Annotated in this window: 24 protein-coding genes; 7 read left to right on the forward strand and 17 right to left on the reverse strand. The window is 58.5% G+C overall.

All coding sequences use genetic code 11. The features are described 5' to 3' along the window. Positions 1-3 precede the first annotated feature (3 nt). The 3 genes from ACIOYV_RS01955 to cynS all read right to left on the reverse strand — a co-directional run bounded on the left by ACIOYV_RS01955 (position 4) and on the right by cynS (position 1,478). Positions 4-663 (reverse strand): carbonic anhydrase, encoded by a 660-nt coding sequence (locus ACIOYV_RS01955; protein ID WP_054614365.1) that lies wholly within the window; start codon positions 661-663, stop codon positions 4-6. A 34-nt stretch (positions 664-697) separates the two neighbouring features. Then, positions 698-934 (reverse strand): DUF2790 domain-containing protein, encoded by a 237-nt coding sequence (locus ACIOYV_RS01960; protein ID WP_401320369.1) that lies wholly within the window; start codon positions 932-934, stop codon positions 698-700. Between the two features lie 76 nt (positions 935-1,010). Further along, positions 1,011-1,478, reverse strand: coding sequence for a cyanase (gene cynS / locus ACIOYV_RS01965; protein WP_054050366.1), 468 nt, complete (start codon positions 1,476-1,478; stop codon positions 1,011-1,013). A gap of 124 nt (positions 1,479-1,602) precedes the next feature. Between cynS and cynR the strand changes: the two genes are divergently transcribed. After that, a complete protein-coding gene (cynR, locus tag ACIOYV_RS01970) occupies positions 1,603-2,484 on the forward strand; it encodes a transcriptional regulator CynR (protein WP_401320372.1) in 882 nt (293 codons plus the stop codon). Between the two features lie 179 nt (positions 2,485-2,663). Here the strand turns inward: cynR and ACIOYV_RS01975 are convergent, their stop codons facing one another. The 7 genes from ACIOYV_RS01975 to ACIOYV_RS02005 form a co-directional block, all read right to left on the reverse strand. Next, the gene (locus tag ACIOYV_RS01975; RefSeq protein WP_054050362.1) at positions 2,664-2,993 is read right to left on the reverse strand and encodes a hypothetical protein; all 330 of its coding nucleotides are present in this window, start codon (positions 2,991-2,993) and stop codon (positions 2,664-2,666) included. A gap of 494 nt (positions 2,994-3,487) precedes the next feature. Continuing rightward, positions 3,488-4,006, reverse strand: coding sequence for a GNAT family N-acetyltransferase (locus tag ACIOYV_RS01980; protein ID WP_401320375.1), 519 nt, complete (start codon positions 4,004-4,006; stop codon positions 3,488-3,490). A gap of 202 nt (positions 4,007-4,208) precedes the next feature. Further along, a complete protein-coding gene (locus tag ACIOYV_RS01985; protein WP_163914337.1) occupies positions 4,209-4,838 on the reverse strand; it encodes a glutathione S-transferase family protein in 630 nt (209 codons plus the stop codon). Positions 4,839-4,916: 78 nt separating this feature from the next. Then, a complete protein-coding gene (locus tag ACIOYV_RS01990; RefSeq protein ID WP_401320378.1) occupies positions 4,917-6,866 on the reverse strand; it encodes a DNA topoisomerase III in 1,950 nt (649 codons plus the stop codon). Between the two features lie 117 nt (positions 6,867-6,983). Further along, the gene (locus ACIOYV_RS01995; RefSeq protein WP_401320381.1) at positions 6,984-7,133 is read right to left on the reverse strand and encodes a hypothetical protein; all 150 of its coding nucleotides are present in this window, start codon (positions 7,131-7,133) and stop codon (positions 6,984-6,986) included. 519 nt (positions 7,134-7,652) lie between these two features. Further along, positions 7,653-7,982 (reverse strand): DHCW motif cupin fold protein, encoded by a 330-nt coding sequence (locus ACIOYV_RS02000; protein ID WP_401320384.1) that lies wholly within the window; start codon positions 7,980-7,982, stop codon positions 7,653-7,655. A gap of 76 nt (positions 7,983-8,058) precedes the next feature. Next, on the reverse strand, positions 8,059-8,958 hold the full coding sequence (locus tag ACIOYV_RS02005) for an AraC family transcriptional regulator N-terminal domain-containing protein (RefSeq protein WP_401322560.1): 900 nt from the start codon (positions 8,956-8,958) through the stop codon (positions 8,059-8,061). 205 nt (positions 8,959-9,163) lie between these two features. On the opposite strand from ACIOYV_RS02005, the gene ACIOYV_RS02010 reads away from it, so the two are divergent. From ACIOYV_RS02010 to ACIOYV_RS02020, 3 genes are all read left to right on the forward strand, one after another. Continuing rightward, positions 9,164-9,997 carry an oxidoreductase gene (locus tag ACIOYV_RS02010; protein WP_401320386.1) on the forward strand — a complete coding sequence of 278 codons (834 nt, stop codon included), beginning with the start codon at positions 9,164-9,166 and terminating at the stop codon, positions 9,995-9,997. A 149-nt stretch (positions 9,998-10,146) separates the two neighbouring features. Further along, on the forward strand, positions 10,147-11,556 hold the full coding sequence (locus ACIOYV_RS02015) for a serralysin family metalloprotease (RefSeq protein ID WP_401320389.1): 1,410 nt from the start codon (positions 10,147-10,149) through the stop codon (positions 11,554-11,556). A gap of 177 nt (positions 11,557-11,733) precedes the next feature. Next, entirely contained in the window at positions 11,734-12,102 is a 369-nt protein-coding gene (locus tag ACIOYV_RS02020; protein WP_054052884.1) for a DUF427 domain-containing protein, read from the forward strand. Between the two features lie 127 nt (positions 12,103-12,229). Here the strand turns inward: ACIOYV_RS02020 and lldD are convergent, their stop codons facing one another. The 3 genes from lldD to ACIOYV_RS02035 form a co-directional block, all read right to left on the reverse strand. Further along, entirely contained in the window at positions 12,230-13,372 is a 1,143-nt protein-coding gene (gene lldD / locus ACIOYV_RS02025; protein WP_265039027.1) for an FMN-dependent L-lactate dehydrogenase LldD, read from the reverse strand. A 290-nt stretch (positions 13,373-13,662) separates the two neighbouring features. Then, a complete protein-coding gene (locus tag ACIOYV_RS02030) occupies positions 13,663-15,285 on the reverse strand; it encodes an MFS transporter (RefSeq protein ID WP_401320393.1) in 1,623 nt (540 codons plus the stop codon). 356 nt (positions 15,286-15,641) lie between these two features. After that, positions 15,642-17,288 carry a GMC family oxidoreductase gene (locus ACIOYV_RS02035; protein WP_401320395.1) on the reverse strand — a complete coding sequence of 549 codons (1,647 nt, stop codon included), beginning with the start codon at positions 17,286-17,288 and terminating at the stop codon, positions 15,642-15,644. Between the two features lie 121 nt (positions 17,289-17,409). Here ACIOYV_RS02035 and ACIOYV_RS02040 point away from each other — a divergent pair, with 121 nt between their 5' ends. From ACIOYV_RS02040 to ACIOYV_RS02050, 3 genes are all read left to right on the forward strand, one after another. After that, the gene (locus ACIOYV_RS02040; RefSeq protein ID WP_401320398.1) at positions 17,410-18,306 is read left to right on the forward strand and encodes a LysR family transcriptional regulator; all 897 of its coding nucleotides are present in this window, start codon (positions 17,410-17,412) and stop codon (positions 18,304-18,306) included. 197 nt (positions 18,307-18,503) lie between these two features. Then, complete coding sequence (locus ACIOYV_RS02045) at positions 18,504-18,719, forward strand: DUF4287 domain-containing protein (RefSeq protein WP_290027292.1); 216 nt, start codon at positions 18,504-18,506, stop codon at positions 18,717-18,719. Positions 18,720-19,416: 697 nt separating this feature from the next. Then, on the forward strand, positions 19,417-19,785 hold the full coding sequence (locus ACIOYV_RS02050) for a DUF6124 family protein (RefSeq protein ID WP_401320401.1): 369 nt from the start codon (positions 19,417-19,419) through the stop codon (positions 19,783-19,785). A 395-nt stretch (positions 19,786-20,180) separates the two neighbouring features. Here ACIOYV_RS02050 and ACIOYV_RS02055 read toward each other — a convergent pair whose 3' ends face one another. From ACIOYV_RS02055 to ACIOYV_RS02070, 4 genes are all read right to left on the reverse strand, one after another. After that, positions 20,181-21,284: a DNA alkylation repair protein gene (locus tag ACIOYV_RS02055; RefSeq protein WP_401320404.1), complete on the reverse strand. Its 1,104-nt coding sequence runs from the start codon at positions 21,282-21,284 to the stop codon at positions 20,181-20,183. Positions 21,285-21,309: 25 nt separating this feature from the next. Further along, a complete protein-coding gene (locus tag ACIOYV_RS02060; RefSeq protein ID WP_401320407.1) occupies positions 21,310-21,921 on the reverse strand; it encodes a glutathione S-transferase in 612 nt (203 codons plus the stop codon). A 60-nt stretch (positions 21,922-21,981) separates the two neighbouring features. Beyond that, positions 21,982-23,091, reverse strand: coding sequence for a hypothetical protein (locus tag ACIOYV_RS02065; protein ID WP_401320410.1), 1,110 nt, complete (start codon positions 23,089-23,091; stop codon positions 21,982-21,984). Positions 23,092-23,177: 86 nt separating this feature from the next. Then, a complete protein-coding gene (locus tag ACIOYV_RS02070) occupies positions 23,178-24,098 on the reverse strand; it encodes a MurR/RpiR family transcriptional regulator (RefSeq protein ID WP_054052853.1) in 921 nt (306 codons plus the stop codon). Positions 24,099-24,388: the final 290 nt, after the last annotated feature.

Here is a 24,388-nt window from a genome sequence, read left to right on the forward strand (position 1 = left end):
CTGTCAGGCGACTTGCGCAGCCTTCGCGTAAACCGCGCAGGTAGTCGGGTGCTCGACCAGTGACACGAAGCTGCGGCTGTCCGCATCCAGCGCATCGATCGAACCGGTTTCGATGTCGTACACCCAGCCGTGCAGGTTCAACTGACCTTTTTCCTGGGCCAGACGCACGCTTGGGTGAGTCTGGATATTCGCCAGTTGCGCGATCACGTTCTCGCGCACCATCGAACTGACCTTGGCCGCTTCACTGGCGTGAGGCCGCGATTCGTTGATCACCTTGGCCGACTCGGCGTGTTGCAACCAGCCGCTGACGGCGGGCAGGTGATCCATGCATTTACACTTGGCCACGGCGGTCATCGCGCCGCAATCCGAGTGGCCGCAGATCACGATGTCGGTGACGCCCAACACCGCGACGGCATATTCAACCGTGGCCGAGACACCACCCGGGTGCGGGCTGTAGGAAGGCACGATGTTGCCGGCGTTACGGATAACAAACAGCTCACCGGGCTCTTGCTGGGTCAGCAATTCCGGCACGACGCGGCTGTCGGAACAGGTGATGAACAACGTGCCGGGGTGCTGGGTGGTGGCCAGGTGTTTGAACAGGTCGGTGCGTTGCGGGAAGGCTTCTTTCTGGAACTTCAAAAAACCGTCGATGAGCGCTTTCATGGTTGCGTCCTCATAAGTGATGAACGGTGGCGGCTCAGTTCGAGCAGCCGGTGCCGAATTCGCTGTACTGCAAAATGTGCGTTACGCCTTTGGAGTCGAGGTAGGTCATCTCCACCGGCGCCGGGCCGCAGACATCGGCAACCGGGGTGATATTCACGACCTGAGCGATGTCCAGGTCCATGCCGTATTGGTAGGCGACGGCGCTGTCCTGGGCTTGAGCCTGGGTTGCCAAACCGGCGATCAGCGACAGTGCGAGCAGAATTTTTTGCATGGGGCGTCCTCCAGTCGAAAGTGGTGACCTGTGGAATTTGGGGGGAGGCCCGCCGGTTAAGCGGGCCTGTCCTGGTTTAGAAAGGACGCAGTGGCAGGAACTTGCCGTCCAGGGTGATCACGGCGCGGGAGCCGCCTTCCGGGTCTTCGACTTTCTTCATGTCCAGCTTGAAGTTGATCGCGCTGATGATGCCGTCGCCGAATTGCTCATGAACCAGGGCTTTGAGCGTGGTGCCGTAGATCTGGATCATTTCGTGGAAGCGGTAGATGGTCGGGTCGGTCGGCACACCGGCCAGGCTGCCGCGCAGCGGGATGATTTGCAGACGGGCGATGCTGTCGGCGTCCAGCTCCAGCTTGTCGCCGACCACTTTGGCGGCGGCTTCCGGCAGTGGATGCTGGCCGAGCAGGGCGGCGGTAACGTAGGCCAGGCTCAGGCCGGTGCCGTCGCTCAGGTCCTGCCAGGACAGGTTTTTGCGCGCCTTGGCATCGAGAATCGAAGTGGTCAGGGCCAGACTCTGATCGTTGTAAGCGTGGGACTGTTGCATGGTGTGACTCCTTTATCGGATTGGGTTGTTGCTGTGTGTGGAGCAATCTTCTGCCGATTGATCCATAGCGTCCAAGACCGATATACAATGCCGAGCATAAGCACAGCCTATAGATGGTGTTCCGATGCTGCTCCGACATTTGCGTTACCTGATCGCCGTCGCCGACCACGGCGGCTTCACCCGCGCCGCCGAAGCGCTGCACGTCTCCCAACCGACCCTGTCCCAGCAGATCCGCCAGCTGGAGGAAACACTCGGCGTGAGCCTGTTCGACCGCACTTCGCGCACGGTCAAAACTACCGATGCCGGCGAGGCCTACATCGAATGCGCCCGTCGTGTATTGGTGGAACTGGAGGCGGGCAAGCGTGCGTTGCTCGACGTGAAGGACTTGTCCCGTGGCACCTTGCGCCTGGCCATGACGCCGACGTTCATGGCGTACCTGGTGGGGCCGCTGGTGCGCGATTACGTGGCGCGCTTCCCGAACATTCACCTGGAGATTTTCGAGTTGTCCATGGACGACATCGAGGCCGGGCTGGCGGACGACTCATTGGACATTGCTATCGCTTTTACGCCGGTGCGAAACCCCGAAATCGAGTGCCTCCCGGCGTTCGTAGAAACCCTTGGGGTGATGGTCGGGCGTGATCATCCGTTGTATGAAAGCCAGGGCGCGCTGGCGCCGAGCGAGGTGGCGCAATTGGAGTTCGCCTTGCTGGCGCCGGAGTTCATTACCCGGTCGTCCATTGACGAATATTTCCGCCAGCAAGGCATCACGCCCAAAGTGGTGATCGAAGTGAACTCGGTGAGCACGCTGCTGGAGGTGATTCGGCATACGGCGGTCGCGACGATTTTGCCGGAGGCGATTGCGACGCAGGATCGCGCGTTGCGCAAGATTGTGGTGACGGGGGAGGCGCCGCAGCGCGGGGCGGCGTTGTTGCGGCGGCGGAATAACTACCACAGCGCGGCGGCGTCGGCGTTTGTGGATTTGGTGCTAAGTACGAAGTTCCCCTAGTCACCGCGAACCACTGTGGGAGCGAGCCTGCTCGCGAAGAGGCCGTCACATCCAACATCATTGTTGTCTGAGCTACCACTTTCGCGAGCTGGCTCGCTCCCACAGGGTTCGATGTGATATTTCGGGCATAAAAAAAGGGCCTGCTCCTCAATGGAAGCAGGCCCTTTTTTCAATGTTGCTTAGTAGAACCGATCAATCACCCGAACTTCGTTCTGGTTCTGCATCGATGCCCACGCCTGTTTCAGAGTTTGCAGAACATTACCGATGAAGTCCTTGTCGGCGGCGGCTTTCTTGCCGACATAACCCTGGCCGCGACGGTACATCTTCAGGCGGGCCAGCAGGTTCTGGTTGTTCTTGTCGAACTCTTCTTCGTGAGCATGCGGCGACAGGCAGTCCATGTGCACCTGGCCCGACTTGCTGATCCAAAGGATATGGCTGTCGTGGCTGTCTTTTTGCGCAGCGAACATACGAGCCAGTTCATCGATAGTGGTTTGATTGTTCAGATTCATAGTAAGCCCCTTGACCATTTGGTGATCTTTCAAAGTTGATTCGCTAATACAGGTAGCCCATCGGTTAGTTGATCCCTGGCACCGAAACCAGGACGTCAGCGGTCAGCCGTCAAATTGACGGGGTCTCGCGTCTGCTGCATGTAGTCGTGTTGAATAACTGCTACGCAATAGCGTCACAACGAAGAGAAGCGGCGAAAACCTGGAGGCCACTGCCGACGTTTTCAGGGTCGGCCACAAGCTTCATGAGAACATTTCGCCAGCGCTTCTCGTCTTTGTACTGGACGTTCGGGCCAGGTCAGCTTCTTCAATCTGCCTTGTGGGCAGCGTGTATCCGGGAAAAACAGCTCGGCGGTCAGACGAGCTTGCTCAAACATGTTGCCTGTACTCCCGATCGGGGAGACGTCTGCATCATGCAAGGGCAAATCGACGGCGTCAACGGTTATGTAGTGATTATTTTTAGTCACTACATATTGTCGGACAAAGTGCTTTTGGAATTAGGAAGGGTCGCCCGAGGGGCTGTGGCGGGGGCTTTCGAAGCAGTAGGAGGTGCACGGATAGCCGTCCACCTCGAGTTGATGCGTTGTGAATTCTCCCAGGGTAAGAACCGGGATCACACGCGCCCAGAACCGCTGTGCAGGCTGGTTCGCATCGATGTGGAAAATTTGCCACTGACCGGGCAATCGGCTCAAGAGGGCAGAGACGACAAACTTCGCGACACCTTGGCCACGAAAGCGTCGGCTGACAAAAAAGTAGCCGATGTTGTACTCGGCGCCGGCAACGTGGGTGTCACCGTCGACGGTCACAAACCCGGCCAGTTCGCCATCGACCCTGATCAAGAACGGGCGCGTGGCCGGTTGCTGCCAGTAGTCCGGTTTAGGCTGGATGTTGAATAAACCCTGCTCGCCCAGTTTCAACGGCAACCATTCGCTGAAGTCGTACACGTAGAACTGCATCAGGTTTTCAATGGTTTCCAGCTCATCGCGATGGGCGGCATGCAATTCGATTCGAGACATGGCGGGAGCGCTCTGGTAAGGCCTGATACTTGTAGCAGCTGCCGAGGCACGAGGCTGCGTTCGGCTGCGAAGCAGTCGTAAAACCTGAGCTCGTGGTCTTCCTGAAGCACCGCGTCGGCTGATTACACGACTGCTGCGCAGCCGAACGCAGCCTCGTGCCTCGGCAGCTGCTACAGAGCCGGGCGCAGGCTGCTACAGATTCTCAGTGCGGCGCGAAGTCGTACTTGCCACCCGTTTTCAAAGCGGCGGCGTAGGCCGGACGCGCCTGGAAGCGTTCAACCCAGGCGGCAATATGAGGATAGTCACGCAACTTGCCCTGGGCCCTGGCGATCTCGCCGATAAAGCTCATCTGGATATCGGCGGCGCTGAATTCATCGCCCAGCAGGTAATCGGACTGGCTCAGTGCGGTGTCGAGGTAGCTCAGGTAATTCGCCACTTCCGAGTTGATTCGCGGATGCAGCGGCGCGCCGGCTTCACCGAGCTTGCCCACGTACAGATTCAACATCAGCGGCAACATCGCCGAGCCTTCGGCGAAGTGCAGCCACTGCACGTATTGATCGTAGGCGGCGGTGGATGGATCAGGTTGCAGGCGACCCTGGCCGTGACGACGAATCAGGTAGTCGATGATCGCGGCGGACTCGATCAGCTTCTGCGCACCATCCTCGATCACCGGCGACTTGCCCAAGGCGTCGATGGCTTTCAGTTCCGGTGGCGCGAGGTTGGTTTTCGGGTCGCGCTGATAGAGCTTCAGTTCGTAGGGGATGGCCAGTTCTTCCAGCAGCCAGAGAATGCGCTGGGAGCGGGAGTTGTTCAGGTGATGGACGATGATCATGGTCGGTGCCTTTTCAGAAAGTGGGGCGATCGCCGGGCTTGAGCAACACTAGACCATTCGGGACTTCATGAAGTGCCCTCAAGCTTTGCTCGCCGGTTTGGCGGCGCGTTTGGTGCCGGTCGCGGGCTTGCGCGGGGCGGACTTGCGTTTTTTCTTCCACGGAGTGGCGCCGCGACCGGCCGGGCTCGCCGGTCCACTGATGGTCATGCTCAGGCCCGCACAACGGGCGACTTGCTTGCTCATCCACGCGGCTTGTTTGGTGACGAATTCTTCCAGGCTCATTTCGCCGCTTTGCACCATGTCCAAGGCCTGTTCCCAGATTGCAGTGGTGCCGGGGTCGGCGATGGCTCGCGGCACGGCATCGATCAGGCTGAACGCGGCCGGCGTCGCGGCCAGGGCCTTGCCGTTCTTCACCAGATAACCACGGTCGAGCAGGCCCTGGATGATCGAGGCGCGGGTCGCTTCGGTGCCGATCCCGGTGGTGTCCTTGAGCTTCTGCTTGAGCAGCGGGTCTTCCACCAGTTTGGCGACGTTCTTCATTGCCTTGATCAGATCGCCTTCGGTGAACGGCTTGGGCGGTTGGGTCCAGAGGTCCTTGAGCTTGACGTCTGCCACCGCGCAATCGCGTCCTTCGGCCAGCGCCGGCAAGGTTTGTGGCGCTGGCGCCTCACGTCCCTTGGCCGGTGCCAACGCTTCGGGCAGGGCACGCTTCCAGCCGGGTTCGACAATCTGTTTGCCCACGGCGCGCAAGGCTTCACCGGCACAGTCGAAGTCGGCCTGGGTGCGGTCGTATTCATGGTTGGGCAGGAACTGCGCCAGATAACGCGCACGAATCAGGGTGTAGACCGCCCGTTGTTTGCCCACCAGTCGCTCAAGGTTTTTTGCTGCTGCGGTGGGGATAATGCCGTGGTGAGCGCTGACCTTGGCATCGTTCCAGGCTCGTGAGCGCCGCTGCGGCTCCAAATGCTCGTTTAAGGCGTTCAGGCTCGGGTCAGCCTGACGTAGCGCCGCGAGAATGCTTGGGGCTTCGCTGTGCTGGCTCAGGGGCAGGTAGCCGCAATCGCTTCGCGGGTAGGTGATGACTTTGTGGGTTTCGTAGAGGGCCTGGGCGATATCGAGGGTTTCCTGGGCGCCGAGCCCGAGTTTCTTCGAGCAGACTTCCTGCAAGGTACCCAGGTCGAACGGCAACGGTGCGATTTCACGCATGCGCTCGGTGCGCAGCTTGATCACCCGGGCGCTCGTCGCGCTGCTCATTGCCGCCGCTGCTTGCTGCGCCAGGGCCTGATTCAGACAGCGATCCTGATCATCACAAACATCGGACGCCGCGCGCCACTGTGCGGTGAACGCCGTGCCATCGTGCAGCAATTGCACATCGATAGCCCAATAGGCGACCGGAACGAAATCGGCAATGCTGCGATCCCGATCCACCACCAGGCGCAAGGTCGGCGTTTGCACGCGACCCACCGGCAACACCCCTTGGTAACCGGACTGGCGCCCAAGCAAGGTGAACAACCGGCTCATGTTCATCCCGATCAGCCAATCGGCGCGGGAGCGGCCCAGCGCCGAATGGTAGAGGCTGAACGTCTCGGCCCCCGGCTTCAGTGCCGCCAGGGCCTTGCGGATCGAGGCATCGTCCAGCGCCGACAGCCATAGCCGTTGGATCGGTCCTCGATAACGGCAATGCTCCACCAGTTCCCGGGCGATCATCTCGCCCTCACGGTCGGCATCGGTGGCGATCACCAGCTCAGTGGCCTCGCCGAGCAAGCGCTTCACTGCTTTGTATTGGCTGGCGGTACGCGGCTTGACGGTCATCTTCCATTTGTCGGGGATGATCGGCAGATCTGCCAGCACCCAGCGCTTGTAACGCGCGTCGTAGGCATCCGGCGGGGCGGTTTCCAGAAGATGGCCGATGCACCAGGTCACCGTGACGTTCGTTCCCAACCAGCAACCGTCGCCCCGGCGCTTGGCGCCGAGCACTGCCGCGATGTCTTTGGCCTGGGAAGGTTTTTCACAGAGGTACAGCTGCATAACCACCATCGTTCAAGTCGGTTTGAAGAAGGTGAACAGAATGCGCAGGGATTTTGATTGGAGCAACCTTTATCTGTATGGATATACAGATAAAAGGTTGCCGATGATGACTGAGGGTCAGGCCGAGGCTTCCAGACCAGCGAGCGCTTTCCATCCGGCCAGCGGCGTCAGGAAGTGCAACTCGAAGCGGCGTTCGGTAAAGGCCCAGCGACCGTCCCGACGTTCGAAACGATCGTGGTAGAGGCCACTGATTTGCACCTGGCCCATTTCGCCGTGATTCAGTGTGGGAGCGGGCTTGCTCGCGAACGCGGTGGGTCTGGCGAATCTGATGTTGAATATGCCGGCCTCTTCGCGGGCAAGCCACGCTCCCACAGTTGTCCTGTGTTGTGCCTTGCATGTGTGCACGACCACGATCCCTTGTGGGAGCGGGCTTGCTCGCGAACGCGGTGGGTCTGGCGAATCTGAGTTGAATATGCCGGCCTCTTCGCGGGCAAGCCACGCTCCCACAGTTGTCCTGTGTTGTGCCTTGTATGTGTGCACGACCACGATCCCCTGTGGGAGCGGGCTTGCTCGCGAAAGCGGTGTGTCTGGCGAATCTGATGTTGAATGTGCCGGCCTCTTCGCGGGCAAGCCACGCTCCCACAGTTGTCCTGTGTTGTGCCTTGTATGTGTGCACGACCACGATCCCTTGTGGGAGCGGGCTTGCTCGCGAAGACGGAGTGTCAGGCGACATCATTTTTGAATGAGCCGGCATCTTCGCGAGCAGGCTCGCTCCCACATTGGTTATCAGTCGACGATGAACAATCTGGCGCCAGTGGACGTTGAGGACCGATGCGCTTCAGCATTGTCCGCGACCTGGTAACTCATGCCGGGTTTGAGCACGAATTGGCGGCCATCGTCCAACTCGGTTTGCAGTTCCCCTTCAAGGCAAAACAACACATGGCCCTTGGAGCACCAGTGATCAGCCAAGTACCCCGGTGTGTATTCGACGATACGCACCCGAATCGCCCCGAACTGTTGCGTGCGCCAAAGAGCGCTGCCGGTTTCTCCCGGGTGTTCGGTGGGTTTGATGTGGGTCCAGTCGGTGGTGCCAAAGGGGATGCCTGCAATGTCCATTTTGCTCTCCAGAGTGTGATTCTTGCCGAAGCGATGGGTCGGCACTGTAGCGGAAGGTGGCAGGCCATGAAATGGCTTAATGCGACGACACAAACACCGAATCCTGCACCGGCGGCGGCAGCGCGAACGCGCCTTTCATCCGTGCCACTTCATCGGTCGGCGTCCGGCCAAATAGCCGTTTGAACTCGCGACTGAATTGCGAGCCGCTTTCATAACCGACTTCCGAGGCCGCCAGCGCCACGCTGTAGCCGTTGCGCGCCATCAACAGTCGGGCCTGGTGCAGGCGGGTGGATTTCAGATACTGCATCGGCGAAGTGTGGGTAACGGCTTTGAAGTGCGCGTGAAAGGTCGGCATGCTCATGTTCGCCTCCGAGGCCAGTTGTTCGACGTCGAGCCGTTCGCCAAGGCTGCCGTGGATTTTACGCAAGGCCAGGGAGATCCGGCCGAAGCGGCCTCGGGCGGTGAGGGCGGCGCGCATCGAGCCGCCCTGGGCGCCGGTGAGGATTCGGTAATAGATTTCCCGCACCAGCGACGGCCCGAGAATGCGGCCATCCAGCGGCAGGTCGAGGGCTTCCAGCAGACGCAACACCGATTGGCTCAAACACGCTTCCATCGGCGAGGCGTACATGCCCTTGGGCTCGGCGGTGGGCTGGTCATCGAGTTGCAGCATCAGGTCGGCGGCGAGGTTAAAGTCCAGATGGAAATAGATCGCCAGCAATGGCTCCTCGGCGCTGGCGTCGGTTTCCATGGTGAACGGCACGGGCACGGCAACCGCCAGATAATGCTGGGCATCGTAGAGGTAAGTCGCATCGCCCCAATACCCGCGTTTGCTACCCTGACAGACGATGACGATGCCCGGATCGTAGAGCACCGGCGTACGTGCCAGCGGACGGTTACAACGCAATAAACGGACATCCGGCAGTGCCGTCAGGTTGTAACCCTCGTCCGGGGCGAGCTTCGTCAGCAACGTGATCATTCGTTGCTGGTCATCGTTTTGATCAACCTTTGCCGCGCTCACATGTCTTCCTCGTGCGATATCACTGGCTCGAATGTGAACCGCCGTACGCCGTAAATCAATCGGCTCATAGGATTAGGCAAAACACCCACAGTAATCGGCGTTCAGCCATCAAGGCTGCCTCCCTATCATGGCTACAACTTCACAACCACGGCGGAACGCGACCATGACGACAACCAAAACGCTTTTCATCACCGGCGTCAGCAGTGGCTTCGGCCAGGCCCTGGCCAACGAAGCCCTGGCCGCAGGGCACCGGGTGATTGGCACCGTGCGCAACGAAACGGCCCGCATCGAGTTTGAACAACATCCCTCGAAAAACGCCTTCGGCCGCTGCCTGGATGTCACCGATTTCAGCGTTATCGATGCCGTCGTCGCCGAGGTCGAAAGCACCCTCGGGCCGGTGGATGTATTGGTCAACAACGCCGGTTACGGCCATGAAGGAATTTTCGAGGAATCGGCGCTGGAAGAGATGCGCCAGCAGTTCGACGTCAACGTGTTCGGCGCGGTGGCCGTGACCAAGGCGTTCGTGCCGTTCTTCCGCCAGCGCCGGGCCGGACACATCATTAACATCACCTCCATGGGCGGCTTTATCACCATGCCCGGCATCGCCTATTACTGCGGCAGCAAATTTGCCCTGGAAGGCATTTCCGACACCTTGAGCAAGGAACTCAAACCGTTCGGCATCGCGGTCACGGCAGTGGCGCCGGGCTCGTTTCGCACCGACTGGGCCGGGCGCTCGATGCGTCGCTCCGAGCGCAGCATCGCCGACTATGACGCGACATTCGACCCGATCCGCACCGCGCGCCAGAAAAAGAGCGGCAAGCAATTGGGCGACCCGGTGAAAGCTGCGCGCGCCATGCTGACCTTGATCGCCAGCGACGCACCGCCCGCGCATTTGTTGCTGGGCAGCGATGCCCTGCAACTGGTGCGCGAGCGATTGGCGACGATGGCGCAAGAGATCGAGGCGTGGGAGGCAGTGTCGCGATCCACGGATGGTTGAACCGCAGCGCTATCGAGAAATTGATTAGCGCCACGTTTCAGGCTGTGTCAGTTTCACCTCGCCTTTTTTGGGGCGAGTGACAGGACGATCTCGCCAAGGGATCGCCGTGGTCTGTCGGAAACTGACTACTTTGAACAAGGACGTAAGCAATGTCTCAAGCAAAATCCCGGGCCAGTGACGCCTACTCGACAGTCGACACCTTCAGCCATCTGTACGACCGTGGCGGCAGCGTTTTGGTGAACGGCAAGCCATCCTTCACCGCCGATCAGGCGGCGGACCAGATCCTGCGTAAAGGCGCGTCCTGGCACGACCAGAATGCCGACGGCAAGATCGACCTCAGCTACACCTTCCTGACTGCGAAACCGGCGAACTACGACCGGGCCCTCGGCACGTTCAGCGAATTCAGCGCCCAGCAAAAAGCCCAGGCCGTATTGTCGATGCAATCCTGGTCGGACGTGGCCAACGTCACCTTCCGCGAAGGCGCTGGCGGCGACGGTCACATGACCTTCGGTAACTACAGCAACAACACCGGCGGCGCGGCGTTCGCCTACCTGCCTCAGGGCAGTCAGTACGACGGCCAGTCCTGGTACATGATCAACGATCAATACCAGGTGAATAAAACCCCGGACACCAACAACTACGGGCGCCAGACCCTGACTCACGAAATCGGCCACACCCTGGGCCTGTCGCACCCTGGTGTGTACAACGCCGGCAACGGCAACCCGACCTACAACGACGTGACCTACGCCCAGGACACCCGTGGCTACAGCCTCATGAGCTACTGGAGCGAAAGCAATACGCACCAGAATTTCAGCAAGGATGGCAGCGGAGCCTACGCCTCGGCCCCGTTACTGGACGACATCGTTGCGGTGCAGAAACTCTACGGCGCCAACCTGGACACCCGCGCCAGCGACACGGTGTATGGCTTCAACTCCAACGCCGAACGGGACTTCTACAGCGCTACTTCGGCGGCGTCGAAAGTGGTGTTTTCGGTGTGGGACGGCGGTGGCAACGACACCCTGGACTTCTCCGGTTTCAGCCAGAACCAGAAGATCAACCTCAACGAAGGTTCGTTCTCCGACGTTGGCGGTCTTGTGGGCAACGTTTCCATCGCCCACGGCGTGACTATGGAAAACGCGGTCGGCGGTTCGGGCAATGACCTGCTGATCGGCAACGCGGTGGCGAACGCTCTGGAAGGCGGGGCCGGTAACGACATCCTCTACGGTGCCGGTGGCGGTGATTCGTTGTGGGGCGGGGCGGGGGCGGACACTTTTGTGTTTGGCGCGGCGAGCGATTCGACCATGACTGCGCCGGACTGGATCATGGATTTCACCAGCGGCCAGGACAAGATTGACCTGTCGGGGATTGCTGAGTTTGCTTCGGGCGCGGCGACGTTGAACTTCGTTGGCGGTTTTACCGGGCATGCCGGGGATGCGATCCTGACGTACTTTGCGCAGACCAATCAGACCAGTTTGATGGTGGATTTGACCGGGCATGGCGCGGTGGATTTTGCGGTGGGGACGGTGGGGCAGGCGGCGGTGACGGATATCGTGGCTTGATCTTTTGATGTTGTGGCGAGGGAGCTTGCTCCCGTTCGGCTGCGAAGCAGTCGTGAATGCGAAATTTGGGTTATACCTGACAGTTCGAGGTCTCAGATTTCGGGGCTGCTTCGCAGCCAGCGGGAGCAAGCTCCCTCGCCACAGGGATACGTTCATCCCATGACTCAGGAGAAATCCATGAAAAGCTCCGGTCCCAGTCCTGTCATCACCATCGCCGAGCAACCCGGTTGCCTGCTGGTGAAGTTCCACGGCATCCAGGTGGCCGCCTCCGCCCGGTCGCTGGTGCTGCTTGAGGCCAACTACCCTCCGGTGTATTACGTCCCGCGCGAAGACATCGACGAAAAGTATTTCGCCCGCACCGATCACACCAGCTATTGCCCCTACAAGGGCGATGCCAGTTATTTCAGTTTGCAGATTCCGGGGCACGAAGGCGCCAATGCGGTATGGAGTTATGAAAACCCCAAGGTGTCTGTGGAGCAGATTCGTAACTATGTGGCGTTCTATCCCGATCAGGTGAAGTTCGAGATCATCGAAAACTTTGAGTGATTGTGGCGCTGACCTGTGGCGAGGGAGCTTGCTCCCGCTGGAGTGCGTAGCAGTCCCGTTCTTTTGGGGCAGCTTCGCAGCCCAGCGGGAGCAAGCTCCCTCGCCACAGGGTCAGTGTCGAAGCTCGTTACCGGGTAGCAGCCACCAACGTCGATTCATCAATCTGCCCAATCGACGTCACCCCGGTCAACGTCATGGCCACGCGCATTTCCTTGGCGAAAATATCCAGCATGTTCTCCACCCCACGCTGACCATCGGCCGCCAATGCATAAGCCATGGACCGCCCCAGCAGCACGCCTTTGGCCCCCAGCGCCAGCATCCGCACCACATCCAGCCCCGAACGAATCCCCGAGTCCACCAGCACCGTCAGGTCATTGCCCACGGCCTGCATGATCGGCGGCAACGCCTTGGTCGTCGACAGCACGCCATCCAACTGCCGCCCACCGTGGTTCGACACCACGATGCCATCCGCGCCGAAGCTCACCGCATCCTTCGCATCCTGCGGATCGAGAATGCCTTTGATGATCATCGGGCCTTTCCAGAACTCACGAATCCACTCCAGATCGCTCCAGCTTATCGACGGGTCGAAGTTGTTGGCCAGCCAGCCCATGTAGTCTTCGAGGGTGACGGCTTTGCCCAGGTACTTTGAAATATTGCCCAGATCGTGCGGCCGTCCCATCAAGCCAACGTTGAACGCCCAGTCGGGTTTGGTCATCGCCTGGAGCATCCGCCGCGAAGAGGCGAACGGGCCGGACATGCCCGAGTGCGCATCCCGGTATCGGGCGCCTGGGGTGGGCATGTCCACGGTAAACACCAGGTTCTTCACCCCGGCGGCCTTCGCGCGCTCCAAGGCGTTTTTCATGAAGCCCCGGTCTTTCAGCACATACAGCTGAAACCAGATCGATTGCTGGCTGTGGGCCGTGACTTCCTCGATCGAGCATACCGACACCGTGGACAGGCACAGCGGAATGCCTTTGTTCTCCGCCGCTTTGACTGCCTGCACTTCACCACGCCGGGCGAACATGCCCGTCAGGCCGACCGGCGCCAGTATGATCGGCATCGAAAGCGGTTGATCGAAGAGGGTGGTTTCGAGGCTCAGGGTTTCGACGTTTTTCAGAATGCGCTGACGCAGGCTGATGCCGGTCAGGTCGGCACTGTTGGCCCGCAACGTATGCTCGGCGTAAGCGCCGCCATCAATGTAATCGAACAGAAATCGGGGAAGTTTGCGACGTGCCGCCTCGCGATAGTCGGATGCAGATGAAATGATCATGGTGCCTCGGTCTGTGGAGTGGCGGGGCTAAAGTGTTCATCGAGCTTAACCTGTTGCGAGGACCTGTAGCAGTTGCCGAGGTTGCGCGCGGTTCGCGTAGCAGCTGCCGAGGTACGAGGCTGCGTTCGGCTGCGAAGCAGTCGTGAAATCAGACACCGCGGTGTTTCAGGAAGACGGGTTTTACGACTGCTGCGCAGCCGAACGCAGCCTCGTACCTCGGCAGCTGCTACATGAGCCGAACGCAGCCTCGTGCCTCGGCAGCTGCTACAGATTAGGCATTTGCCGCGCTGTCAGTTTTTATCCAGATCCACGTTCTTCGTTTCGCGCAAGCAGATCAACCCCACGATCAAACTCACCCCGGTAATCACCACCGGGTACCACAGCCCATAAAAGATGTCCCCGGTGTACACCACCAACGCAAACGACACCGTCGGCAGGAACCCGCCGAACCAGCCATTGCCGATGTGGTAGGGCAGGGACATCGAGGTGTAGCGGATGCGCGTCGGGAACAGTTCGACCATCAGCGCGGCCAGCGGGCCGTAGCACATGGCGGAAATGATGATCAGCGCCACAATCAGCGCGACGATCATCGGTTTGTTGATCAACTGGGTATCAGCCTGTGACGGATAACCCGCCAAAGTGATCGCGCCGCGCAGGGCGGATTCGTCGTAGCCATCGATTTTCACGTCACCGACGCTGACCTGCACAGCCGCGCCTGCCGGGGCTGCGGCGCTGGTGTAAGGCAGGCCCTGCTTGACCAGGAAGGTCTTGACCTTGTCGCACGGGCTATCAAATTTCTCCTTGCCCACCGGGTCGAACTGGAAGGTGCACGTGGCCGGGTCGGCCAGCACGGTGATCGGCGCCTGTTGGCTGGCTTGATCCACGGCTGGGTTGGCGTAGTGAGCCAGGCTTTTGAAGATCGGGAAGTACAGCGCGGTGGCCAGCAGCAGGCCGATCATTAGCACCGGTTTGCGACCGACCTTGTCCGACAGCCAGCCGAAAAAGATGAAGAACGGTGCGCCAATAATCACGCTGACGATCAACAAACTATTCGCCAGCGCCGGGTCCATTTTCAGGAACTGAGTGAGGAAGAACAGCACGTAGAACTGCGCGGCGTAGAAGGTCACTGCTTGGCCGGCGTTGATGCTGAACAGGGCGATCAGTACGACTTTGAGATTTTCCCATTTGCCGAAGGAATCCCGCAGCGGCTGCTTGCACAGCTTGCCTTCTTCTTTCATTTTCACGAAGGCCGGCGACTCGTGCAGGCTCAAGCGAATCCAGGTCGAAATGCCCAACAGCACGATGGAAAACAGAAACGGAATGCGCCAGCCCCAGACTTCAAACTGGTCGCCGGTGAAGTAGCGGCAACCGAGCACCACCAGCAACGACAGCAGCAACCCGAGGGTCGCGGTGGATTGAATCCAGCTGGTGTGAAAACCGCGTTTGCCCATTGGCGCGTGTTCCGCCACGTAAGTCGCGGCGCCGCCGTACTCGCCACCGAGCGCCAGGCCCTGGAGCATGCGCAACACCACGAGAATGATCGGCGCGGCGATGCCGATGCTGGCGTAGGTCGGCAGCAAACCGACACAGAACGTCGCGAGACCCATCAGGACAATGGTCGCGAGGAACGTGTATTTACGCCCGATCATGTCCCCCAACCGACCGAACACCAGCGCACCGAACGGCCGCACGATGAAGCCGGCGGCAAATGCCATGAGCGCGAAGATAAACGCCGTGGTGTCGTTGACCCCGGCAAAGAACTGCTTGCTGATCACCGCCGCGAGGGCGCCGTAGAGGAAAAAGTCATACCACTCGAACACCGTCCTCAGGGACGAAGCGAAGATGACTTTCTTGGTGCCGCTGCTGACGCCCGCGCTGCGCGTGGCTTCCAGGGGCTGAACGTGTTCTGACATATCGGTATCCCTCACAGTGATTGTTTTTGTTGTTCCACTGTCGGCACCTGCCTTGTGGGCGAGTGCCGCGTTTATCCATAAAGCGGGGTGTACGTACCGCGAATCTTCCTGTGTGCCGCCATTTTCGTTGGACCATGCTCCTGCGGGTATGATCTTGCTCTCTGTAGGAGCGAAGCTTGCTCGCGAAGGCGTCAGACCTGACACACCGCGTCATCGTTCTTCGCGGGCAAGCCTCGCTCCTACAGGTGGCGCATTCCAGATATCTGTAGGAGCGAAGCTTGCTCGCGAAGGCGTCAGGCCTGACACACCGCGTCATCGTTCTTCGCGGGCAAGCCTCGCTCCTACAGAGGTGTGATTCAGGCGTTACTCAGCAGTTCCTTCTGCGGGGTGGCGCTCCTTGTGCTTGGGTTGAGGATCAACTGCGCCGCCTTCTCGGCAATCATCAGCGTAGGCGAACACGTGTTGCCCGAGGTAATACGCGGCATGATCGACGCGTCGGCGATACGCAGGCCCGGAATGCCATGCACGTTCAACTGCGCATCCACCACCGCGTCCGCATCATTGCCCATCCGGCAAGTACCTACCGGATGGAAAATCGTCGTGCCAATCCGCCCGGCCGCTTCGTGCAGTTCTTCTTCACTCTGCAAACTGTCACCCGGCAAATACTCGACCGGTTTGAACGCCGCCAGGGCTGGCGCAGCAACAATGCGCCGGGTCAGGCGGATGGCATCCGCCGCGACACGCAAATCCTCGGGATGGCTCAAGTAATTAGGCTGAATCAGCGGCGCTTCCTGCGGATCGGCACTGCGAATCTCAATTCGCCCACGGCTCTGCGGCCGCAGATCACACACCGACGCGGTGAACGCAGGGAAGGGGTGCAACGGCTCGCCAAAACGTTCCAGCGACAGCGGCTGCACGTGATACTCAAGATTCGCCGAAGCCTGCTCCGGCCCCGACCGCGCAAATGCGCCCAATTGACTCGGCGCCATGGACAGCGGCCCGCTGCGGTCATACAGATAACGCAGGCCCATGCCCATCTTGCCCCACACCGTGCCGGCGATTTGATTGAGTGTGCGGGCGTTTTCCAGTTTGTAGATCAGCCGCAGTTGCAGGTGATCCTGCAGATTGCCGCCCACCCCCGGCAGCTCATGCACCACGCCGATCCCCAGGCGTTGCAGCAATGGACCCGGGCCGATCCCGGAGCGTTGCAGGATGCTCGGCGAACCTACCGAGCCGGCGCACAGTACGATTTCCTTGCGGGCCTTGAAGGTTTTCGCCTGGCCTTGCCAACGGGTGAGGACCGCAGAGGCACGGCCGTTTTCCAGCAACACACGGTCCACTTCAACTTCAGTCAACACCGTGAGATTGGCGCGATGACGGATCGGTTTGAGAAACGCCTTGGCTGCGTTCCAGCGAATCCCGGCCTTCTGATTCACCTGAAAGTAGCCGCAACCTTCGTTGTCGCCCTGGTTGAAGTCATCAATGCTGGCGATACCGCTTTGTTCGGCGGCGCTGCGAAACGCATCCAGAATCGGCCAAGACAACCGCTGACGCTCGACCCGCCATTCTCCAGCGGCGCCGTGAAATTCCGAGTCGCCGGCAAAGTGGTTTTCGCTTTGTTTGAATAACGGAAACACGTCTTTCCAGGACCAGCCCGGATTGCCGTCCGCCGCCCAACCGTCGTAATCGCCAGCCTGGCCGCGCATGTAGATCATGCCGTTGATCGAGGAACAGCCGCCGAGCACTTTGCCCCGTGGGTAGCTCAGCGTTCGGCCTTGCAGACCGGGTTGCGCTTCGGTCTTGAAGCACCAATCGGTGCGGGGGTTACCGATGCAGAACAGGTAACCCACGGGAATATGAATCCACGGGTAATTATCGCGGCCGCCGGCTTCGAGCAGCAGCACCTGGTGTTGCGGGTTGGCCGACAATCGATTGGCCAGCAAACACCCGGCCGGCCCGGCGCCGACCACGATGTAATCGAATTCATCCAGGGAGGTCTGCATCCCTTACCTCGTATTGTTTTTGTTGTTGGGCTTCATCCTAGTTGTTAGCTTTCGTATAAAGAATGTTAGTTTTTGCGCAGCCGCTGTGCGTTTTCAGACAGCTTAGCCCTAAGGAAGCCTGATGTTCGATTGGAATGACCTGCGGTTTTTTCTTGAATTGCAACGCAGCGGCCGCCTGCTTACCGCTGCCCGCCGCTTGAACACCACCCACGCCACGGTGGCCCGGCACATCGAGGCCATCGAAAAAAGCCTCGGCACCGCGTTGTTCGTGCAGCACGCCCAAGGCTATCAGCTGACCCCGGCCGGCGAGGCGCTGCTCAAACACGCTGAAGCCATGGAAAACGTCGCGCTGCTGGCTCAGGAAGAAATCACCCAATCCACCGCGCCTCTGGGCAAAATCCGCGTCGGCGTCACCGAAGGCCTGGGCATCATGTTCCTCGCCAGCCGCATGAACGGCCTGTTCGAACGCTACCCCGGCCTTGAAGTGGAACTGGTCGCCGTGCCGCGCTTCGTCAGCATCCTCAACCGCGAAGCCGAAATCAGCATCCACCTCGAACGCCCGGCCGCCGACATGCTGGTCACGCGCAAACTCACCGACTATCGTCTGGCGCTCTATGCCAGCCAGGCCTACCTCGACAAGGCGCCACCACTCAACAGCCGCGAAGACCTCGGCCGCCATGCGTGGATCGGCTACGTCGATGATTTGCTGTTCAGCCAGGAGCTGATGTTCCTCAACAGCTTCTGCCGCAACCCCCAAGTCGTGTTCCACAGCACCAGCGTCATCGCCCAGCAACAGGCCGCGCGCTCGGGGCTGGGGATCGCGGTGCTGCCGTGTTACATGGCTGCTGATGATCCGCAATTGGTGCCGTTGTTACCGGATGAAAGTATTCAGCGCAGCTACTGGATCAGCACACGGCGGGAGTTGCACAAGTCGGTGCGGTTGCGGGTGTTGTGGGATTACGTGGTGGAATTGTGTGAGCGCGAGCAGGATTTGTTGCTGGGCCCCAATCCCCTGTAAACGCCATTCCCCTGTAGGAGCGAAGCTTGCTCGCGAAGGCGTCAGGCCTGGCACACCGCGTAATCTTCTTCGCGGGCAAGCCTCGCTCCTACAGGGCATAGCAGGGGATTTGCGGGAATAACACTTGGCGTCCACTCTATTTCATGCCGACAAGGAGCGTTATCCGACACTCCGTCGTGATAAAGGGAGCTTGCAGCATGACCGAAGATACAAAAGTGAAAGGCCCTGCGTCGTACTTCCCCTCCATTGAAAAAAAGTACGGCCAACCAGTCAGCCACTGGCTGGGGTTGCTCGAAACTGTGAGCGGGAAGAAGCATATGGAAATGGTGGCGTGGCTGAAAGATGAACATGGGATGGGGCATGGCCATGCGAATGCGTTGGTGGCGCATTATTTGGCGAGTGCTAAAAAGTGAGGCTTCTTTAGGCGGTATACCGTTACATGGATGTTGTCTCTGCCGACGTCTTCGCGAGCAAGCTCGCTCCCACATTGGTTCGATGTCGTTTGCAAGATTTGTGGCCGCCACAGACCCCAGTAGGAGCGAAGCTTGCTCGCGAAGGCGCCTGTCCAGCCGGCGCATCTTCGGTGCCTGAAATACCGCTTTCGCGAGCAGGCTCACTCCCACATTGGTTCAGTGTCGTTCGCAGGATTTGTGGCCGCCACAGATCTCCTGTGGGAGCGGGCTTGCTCGCGAAGGCGTCGTGCCTGACACACCGCGTCATCGTTCTTCGCGGGCAAGCCTCGCTCCTACAAAAGCAGGCGTTTAAGGGAGTGTTTAAAGACACCCGGTGTTACGTCATAAACGGCTACAACGCCTTGCGCCGTTACCTACGCGTACGCCAGAATCGGCCGGCTTGTGCGTCTAGGGCTTGGGTTTTATCGTTACTGGGTCACTGCAAAACAGTGATCGGGTTTGGTAGCCCGGTATTCCAGTCGCATAGCGCCACCTTTGCAGAGACCGTTTTCTTCTCAGTCTTTTATGGTGGCCATGCGCAGGGCGCCTTCGGGCGCGCCGGGTTCCTGGACCGGTCTACCAACCCGCGTATGGCCACCACCCTACGTTTGGTAGCGAAGGGTGATGGCTCCTAATATGTTTTCCAGGAGTTCCATCCATGTTCAAACCAACACCCAATCCCCCGAATACTGATCCAGTACCCTACGACGCCTCTTTTGATCTTGACCCCAATAAAATGAAAGCGGCGGCCGACCGCGCGCTCAAGATCTACCTCAACCCCGGGGCGACGAAAGCGCAGATACCGCCCCGCAGATCCGGCACCATCTTCACCATCGACGCAGCGGTGGATGACGAAGCGTTGCTGGTTGAGGTCTATGAGTCGCTTTCAACCGCCTGCAAGATGGTCAACGATATGGTCGAGCTGGAGGAAGGCCCGCGACGCCATACGTTGTTGGTGTTGCATCGGTCGCTCCTGATGGGAGAGGCGGCGGCCAATCGCGTACTGGATAACCACAAGCCTTTGTAGGAGCAAAGCTTGCTCGCGAAGGCGTCGGACCTGACACACCGCGTCATCGTTCTTCGCGGGCAAGCCTCGCTCCTACACAAAAGCTTGCCCAATCCCCTGTAGGAGCAAAGCTTGCTCGCGAAGGCGTCGGACCTGACACACCGCGTGATCGTTCTTCGCGGGCAAGCCTCGCTCCTACACAAAATCCTGCCCAATCCCCCGTAGGAGCGAAGCTTGCTCGCGAAGGCGTCGGGCCAGACACACCGCGTTATCGTTCTTCGCGGGCAAGCCTCGCTCCTACACAAAATCCTGCCCAATCCCCCGTAGGAGCGAAGCTTGCTCGCGAAGGCGTCGGGCCAGACACACCGCGTTTTCGTTCTTCGCGGGCAAGCCTCGCTCCTACGGGGGGTTGTGTTTCAAGGGAGGATTTCGAATGAAGTGCTGGCTAGCCGTTCGCCGTTGACCATGATGTGCACGGCGTGCGCGCCCGCGTAATGCCTACGCGTCGTGAGCTCCTTAATCTGCTGCCCACGACTGACGAATTCACTGGCATGGCCGGGCAGGGTCAGGGCCTTCAGCTTGAACACCTTCGCCGACGTGCTGCCGTTGGCTTTGACGTAATCAATCGCATAATCAATCACCAACCGCTGACTCTCCGCCACCGTGGATTTCACGCTAAACGAAAGCGTGATTTTCTCCCCAAGCCGAATCACCGCCGGTTCAACCTTCACCCCGACAATCTCAACCTCAGGCTTCCCGCCAGCCCCAATCACCGCCAACGCCCGCTGATTCCCCTGTTTGATCAAACTGCGCAGCGCATGCTTGGCAATCCACGCGGTGTGCTTGTTCTCCAGCGACCAGCCCTCAATCAGATCCAGCACCCACTCCGGGTGATCCTTGGTGATGTCATTGAGGTGATTGGCGACAGACTTGCGCACATACAGGCTTTCATCCGCCTTGAGGTTATCGAGAATCGCCGCCGCTAACCTCGGGTCAGCCTGAATCGGTTCCAGGCGAAACGACCATGGTAATCGCGGCCGACTGCCTTCGCTGGCCAGCCTGCGCACATGTTCGTTTTCATCCAGCGACCACACCTGCATCAACGCCAACGAGCGCTCAAGATCACTGCGCAGAAAATGCCGGATCGCAAACTCGGATGAACCGAACGAGGTGAAAAACTTCAGCGCCTCCATCGACTGGTCAAAGTCATGTGCGCCGTACATCGCGACGTAATGCGGCAGGGAGATGCTGACAAACCCGCTATTCAGCCGAGGGGCGAGGGCACGCAACACGTCCAGGGATTCTTCATACCCAAGCGGCAACACCGCATGCAGGCACTCGCTGACCCGCGCCATGCGCTGCATGATCGACAGGTCAGCCAGGCCTTCATTGGCCATTTTCAGGAAGGCTTTGGCGTTGAACGCCGGGTAAACCGCCGTCATTTCGGTCGCGATGTGCTTGAGGCGCTCGGCGTTGAAGATTTCCTTCAGCGCCGGGGCAGGGGTTTCAGCGGCGGTCATGAGCGAATCCGTGAAGAAGGGCGGCTCAGGTTATCGGGGTAGCGATGAACGCCTCAAGCTTTTCCGCCTGCGCGGTGAACTCGGCGATCTGCGGGAAGCGCTCCGCATCGACCTGATCTGGTACCACGAGGTTGGTGAAGCTCCAGGCGACCGCTACGGTAATCCCGTCCTGCGCAATCGCGGAACCACCCAGCAATTGTTGCTTCGAAAGCTCCCGCTCCAGCGCCGAATAGGCCGCAGCGAGTTGACCTTCAACCCGCTCAACCCACGGCTGATACTGAATGTCCGCCGGCCGCAGATTACGTTCGTAGTAAAGCTGCACCGACTTCTCGCACGCCGCCAACGCCAACCCGATCACCCGCAACGACCGCAGGCGCTGCTTCAGATCGCTCGGCATCAAGCTTTTAGAAGGTCCGGCCAGCGCTTCGAGGTAATCAATGATCAGCGTCGAATCGACCAACACTTCACCGTCATCCAGCACCAGCGTCGGTGCCTTGACCACCGGATTGATCTGCTGGAACTGCTCGAAATGCCGGAACACCGACACCGAGTCGTGTTCCAGAGAAACACCCAGCTGCCTGGCGGAAATCGCCACACGTCGTACGTAAGGTGAATCCAGCATACCGATCAGTTTCATAGTAGGGCTCCTTCAAAACTTTTAGGGCTGTTATTGTTGAGCTTTGAATGGGGGTTGATTTTATTTGTTTTCATCTGCTTTTTTTGAAGTCGGAATTTCAAGTTTGTTTATTATTGCCATCATTATTTCGTGAGTGTTTAAAGGGTATGGGTCGGCGGCTGTAGTAGAAAAGTCCTTCGCTGAAAAAACTCTGCTCGCTATCTCTATCTTTAACTTATGCTGTTCTTCTACTGGTAGTGAGGCGACAAATGGCGCCAAAGCTTTCAAATCTAAAGCTGTCTGTAGATGTTGGTATTGTTGCTGTCTGCGTTTGGCTGATTCTCGGGCTAAATAGGCAGCGGGTACGGATATTAAGAAGGTAAGAGTTATTCTAAATATAGTTTTTTCCCATTGAAAAGTTGATTCTGTGGTCTCCCAAAAGGTAATGCCCAGTAAGATTGTAACCACGAGCATGCATGCAAGCGAGCCCCAGCGCAGCATGTCAGCCATGAATTGCTCTTGCGTGGCGCTTTTTTCGTAATCTCCAGCTATCACTCTTCCAGACGCATGCCCTAAAAGATCATCTATTTGTTGTTGTTTGTTATTTGTATCTGTTACGGCGTCATCATACGTGCTAGATATTCTTGCTATCTGTTCGTGCGCTAAGCTCTCGATAACTTTCAGCTTTTCATCAAGAAGAGTTATTTTGGATTCGCTTTCGCTAATCGATTTTTTTATTCGATTGTCGTGTCGTTCTTGTTCTTCTGAAATAGATTGTATTTCTTTTTTTATCTTTAAATAGTCGAACGTTTCGCTCGTGTTTTTTGATGTTATGTCAAGTGGTCGGTAAGTTGCGGGGTTTTCATCGATAAAAGTTCTGAAGGCGGTTGCTTGGAGTAGCAATTGCTCGCTTGTATTGATTGTAACTGGGTCAAGTAGGTCTCGGTAGCTAGGTGTTGTTTGCCCTATGGATTGGCCATAGACGGCAACCATTTTTGCTGCTTGGGTAATGGAGTCTATGTCCGAAGTATTTGCTATCTTTGTATATGACTCAAGGCGTTCGTAAAATGTACTTATTGATTCTCGCAGGTCTTTAGGTAAGGGTGTAATACCCAAGAAACCTTTTAGCTTGTCGACATGTTCCTTAAGTGTGCTTATTCTTTTGTCGAATTCGAAGAGCAATTCATCCATTTTCCTGTTCCTATTAATGTTTTTTTTTGCCTGTCATGCCAAAGAAGTTCGAGTGTCACATTGATTCAGTACTTGGATGCTAGACATTAATCCTCAAACCCCACCTGCTCATGAATCTCATCCACCTTCAGTTCCAACCGATACGCCACCGCAATAAACAACGCCTGACACAAACACAACGTCGCACTCAACGAGCGAAACGCAAACGAACTTCCTTCGTTCACCAACAACACCGTGCTCGCCCGCTTGGCCAGCGGCGAAAGGTTGCTGTCGGTGATGATCAGGGTTTTCGCCTGATGATGCTGGGCGATGCGCAGGCAGTGTTGGGTTTCCTTGCCGTAGGGCGTGAAGCTGATGGCGATCACCAGATCGTTGGCGCGCACGCTGCGCATTTGCTCGCGGTAGCTGCCGCCGAGGCCGGAAACCAGGTGAATGCGCTTGTTGGTGTGTTGCAGGTTGTAGACCAGATAGTCCGCCACCGCGAACGAGCGGCGCACGCCAACCACGTAGATGTTGTCGGCATTCACCACGAGGTCCACGGCTTTGTCGAAGGCGACGTCGTCGAGTTCCATGCCCAGGCGTTCGATGCCCGACAGCGTGGCGTTGACGCATTCGCGCGCCAGGTCGCCGCCGCTGGCCTTTTGCGACTTGTTGGCGATCATGCTGCGGATGCGTTGCTGGTAGTTCTGCACCGGCGTGGTCTTGTGCGTGTACGCCTCGCGGAACAGCGCCTGCATCTCGCTGAAACCGCTGAAACCGAAGCGCTGGGAAAACCGCACGATGGCCGACGGGTGCACTTCGCATTCCCGGGCGATGTCGCTGATGCGATCGACCATGATCCGGTCGCTTTGCTGGCTCATGTAGCTGGCGATGCGTTTGAGCTGGCGCGGCAGGCTTTCGTATTCGTTGGTGATCAGCTGCAGCAATCGCTCGGCATTGATCGGTGGGCTCTGGAGGTCGCTCTCGGGCGTGCTCTCGGTCGTAGCCGGCTGATCGGTGCGGGACATAGGAAATCCTTCTGGCTTGTTCTTATAGGAATGACGAATCGGTCATCCCCTGACAATAGGTTGGCTGTGCGCAGTCTACAGGGTAGGCCGGAATAAAATCTTGAGCTTGCCGACGGCAAGCGGCCTGCTGAAACGATGAACCACGTCTGGAACGCTCGTACCGGAGTTTATTGGAAAAAATATTCCACGTAAAAAATATATAGAATAAATATTGATTGTTCGGTCCCGGTCGTTTTAGTCTGCATCCACCAAGAGTGTTCGGCACGTCCATCGTCCCGAACGCAGGCTGA

It is taken from the genome of Pseudomonas sp. NPDC087342, assembly GCF_044744265.1.
Lineage (GTDB): Bacteria > Pseudomonadota > Gammaproteobacteria > Pseudomonadales > Pseudomonadaceae > Aquipseudomonas > Aquipseudomonas nunensis.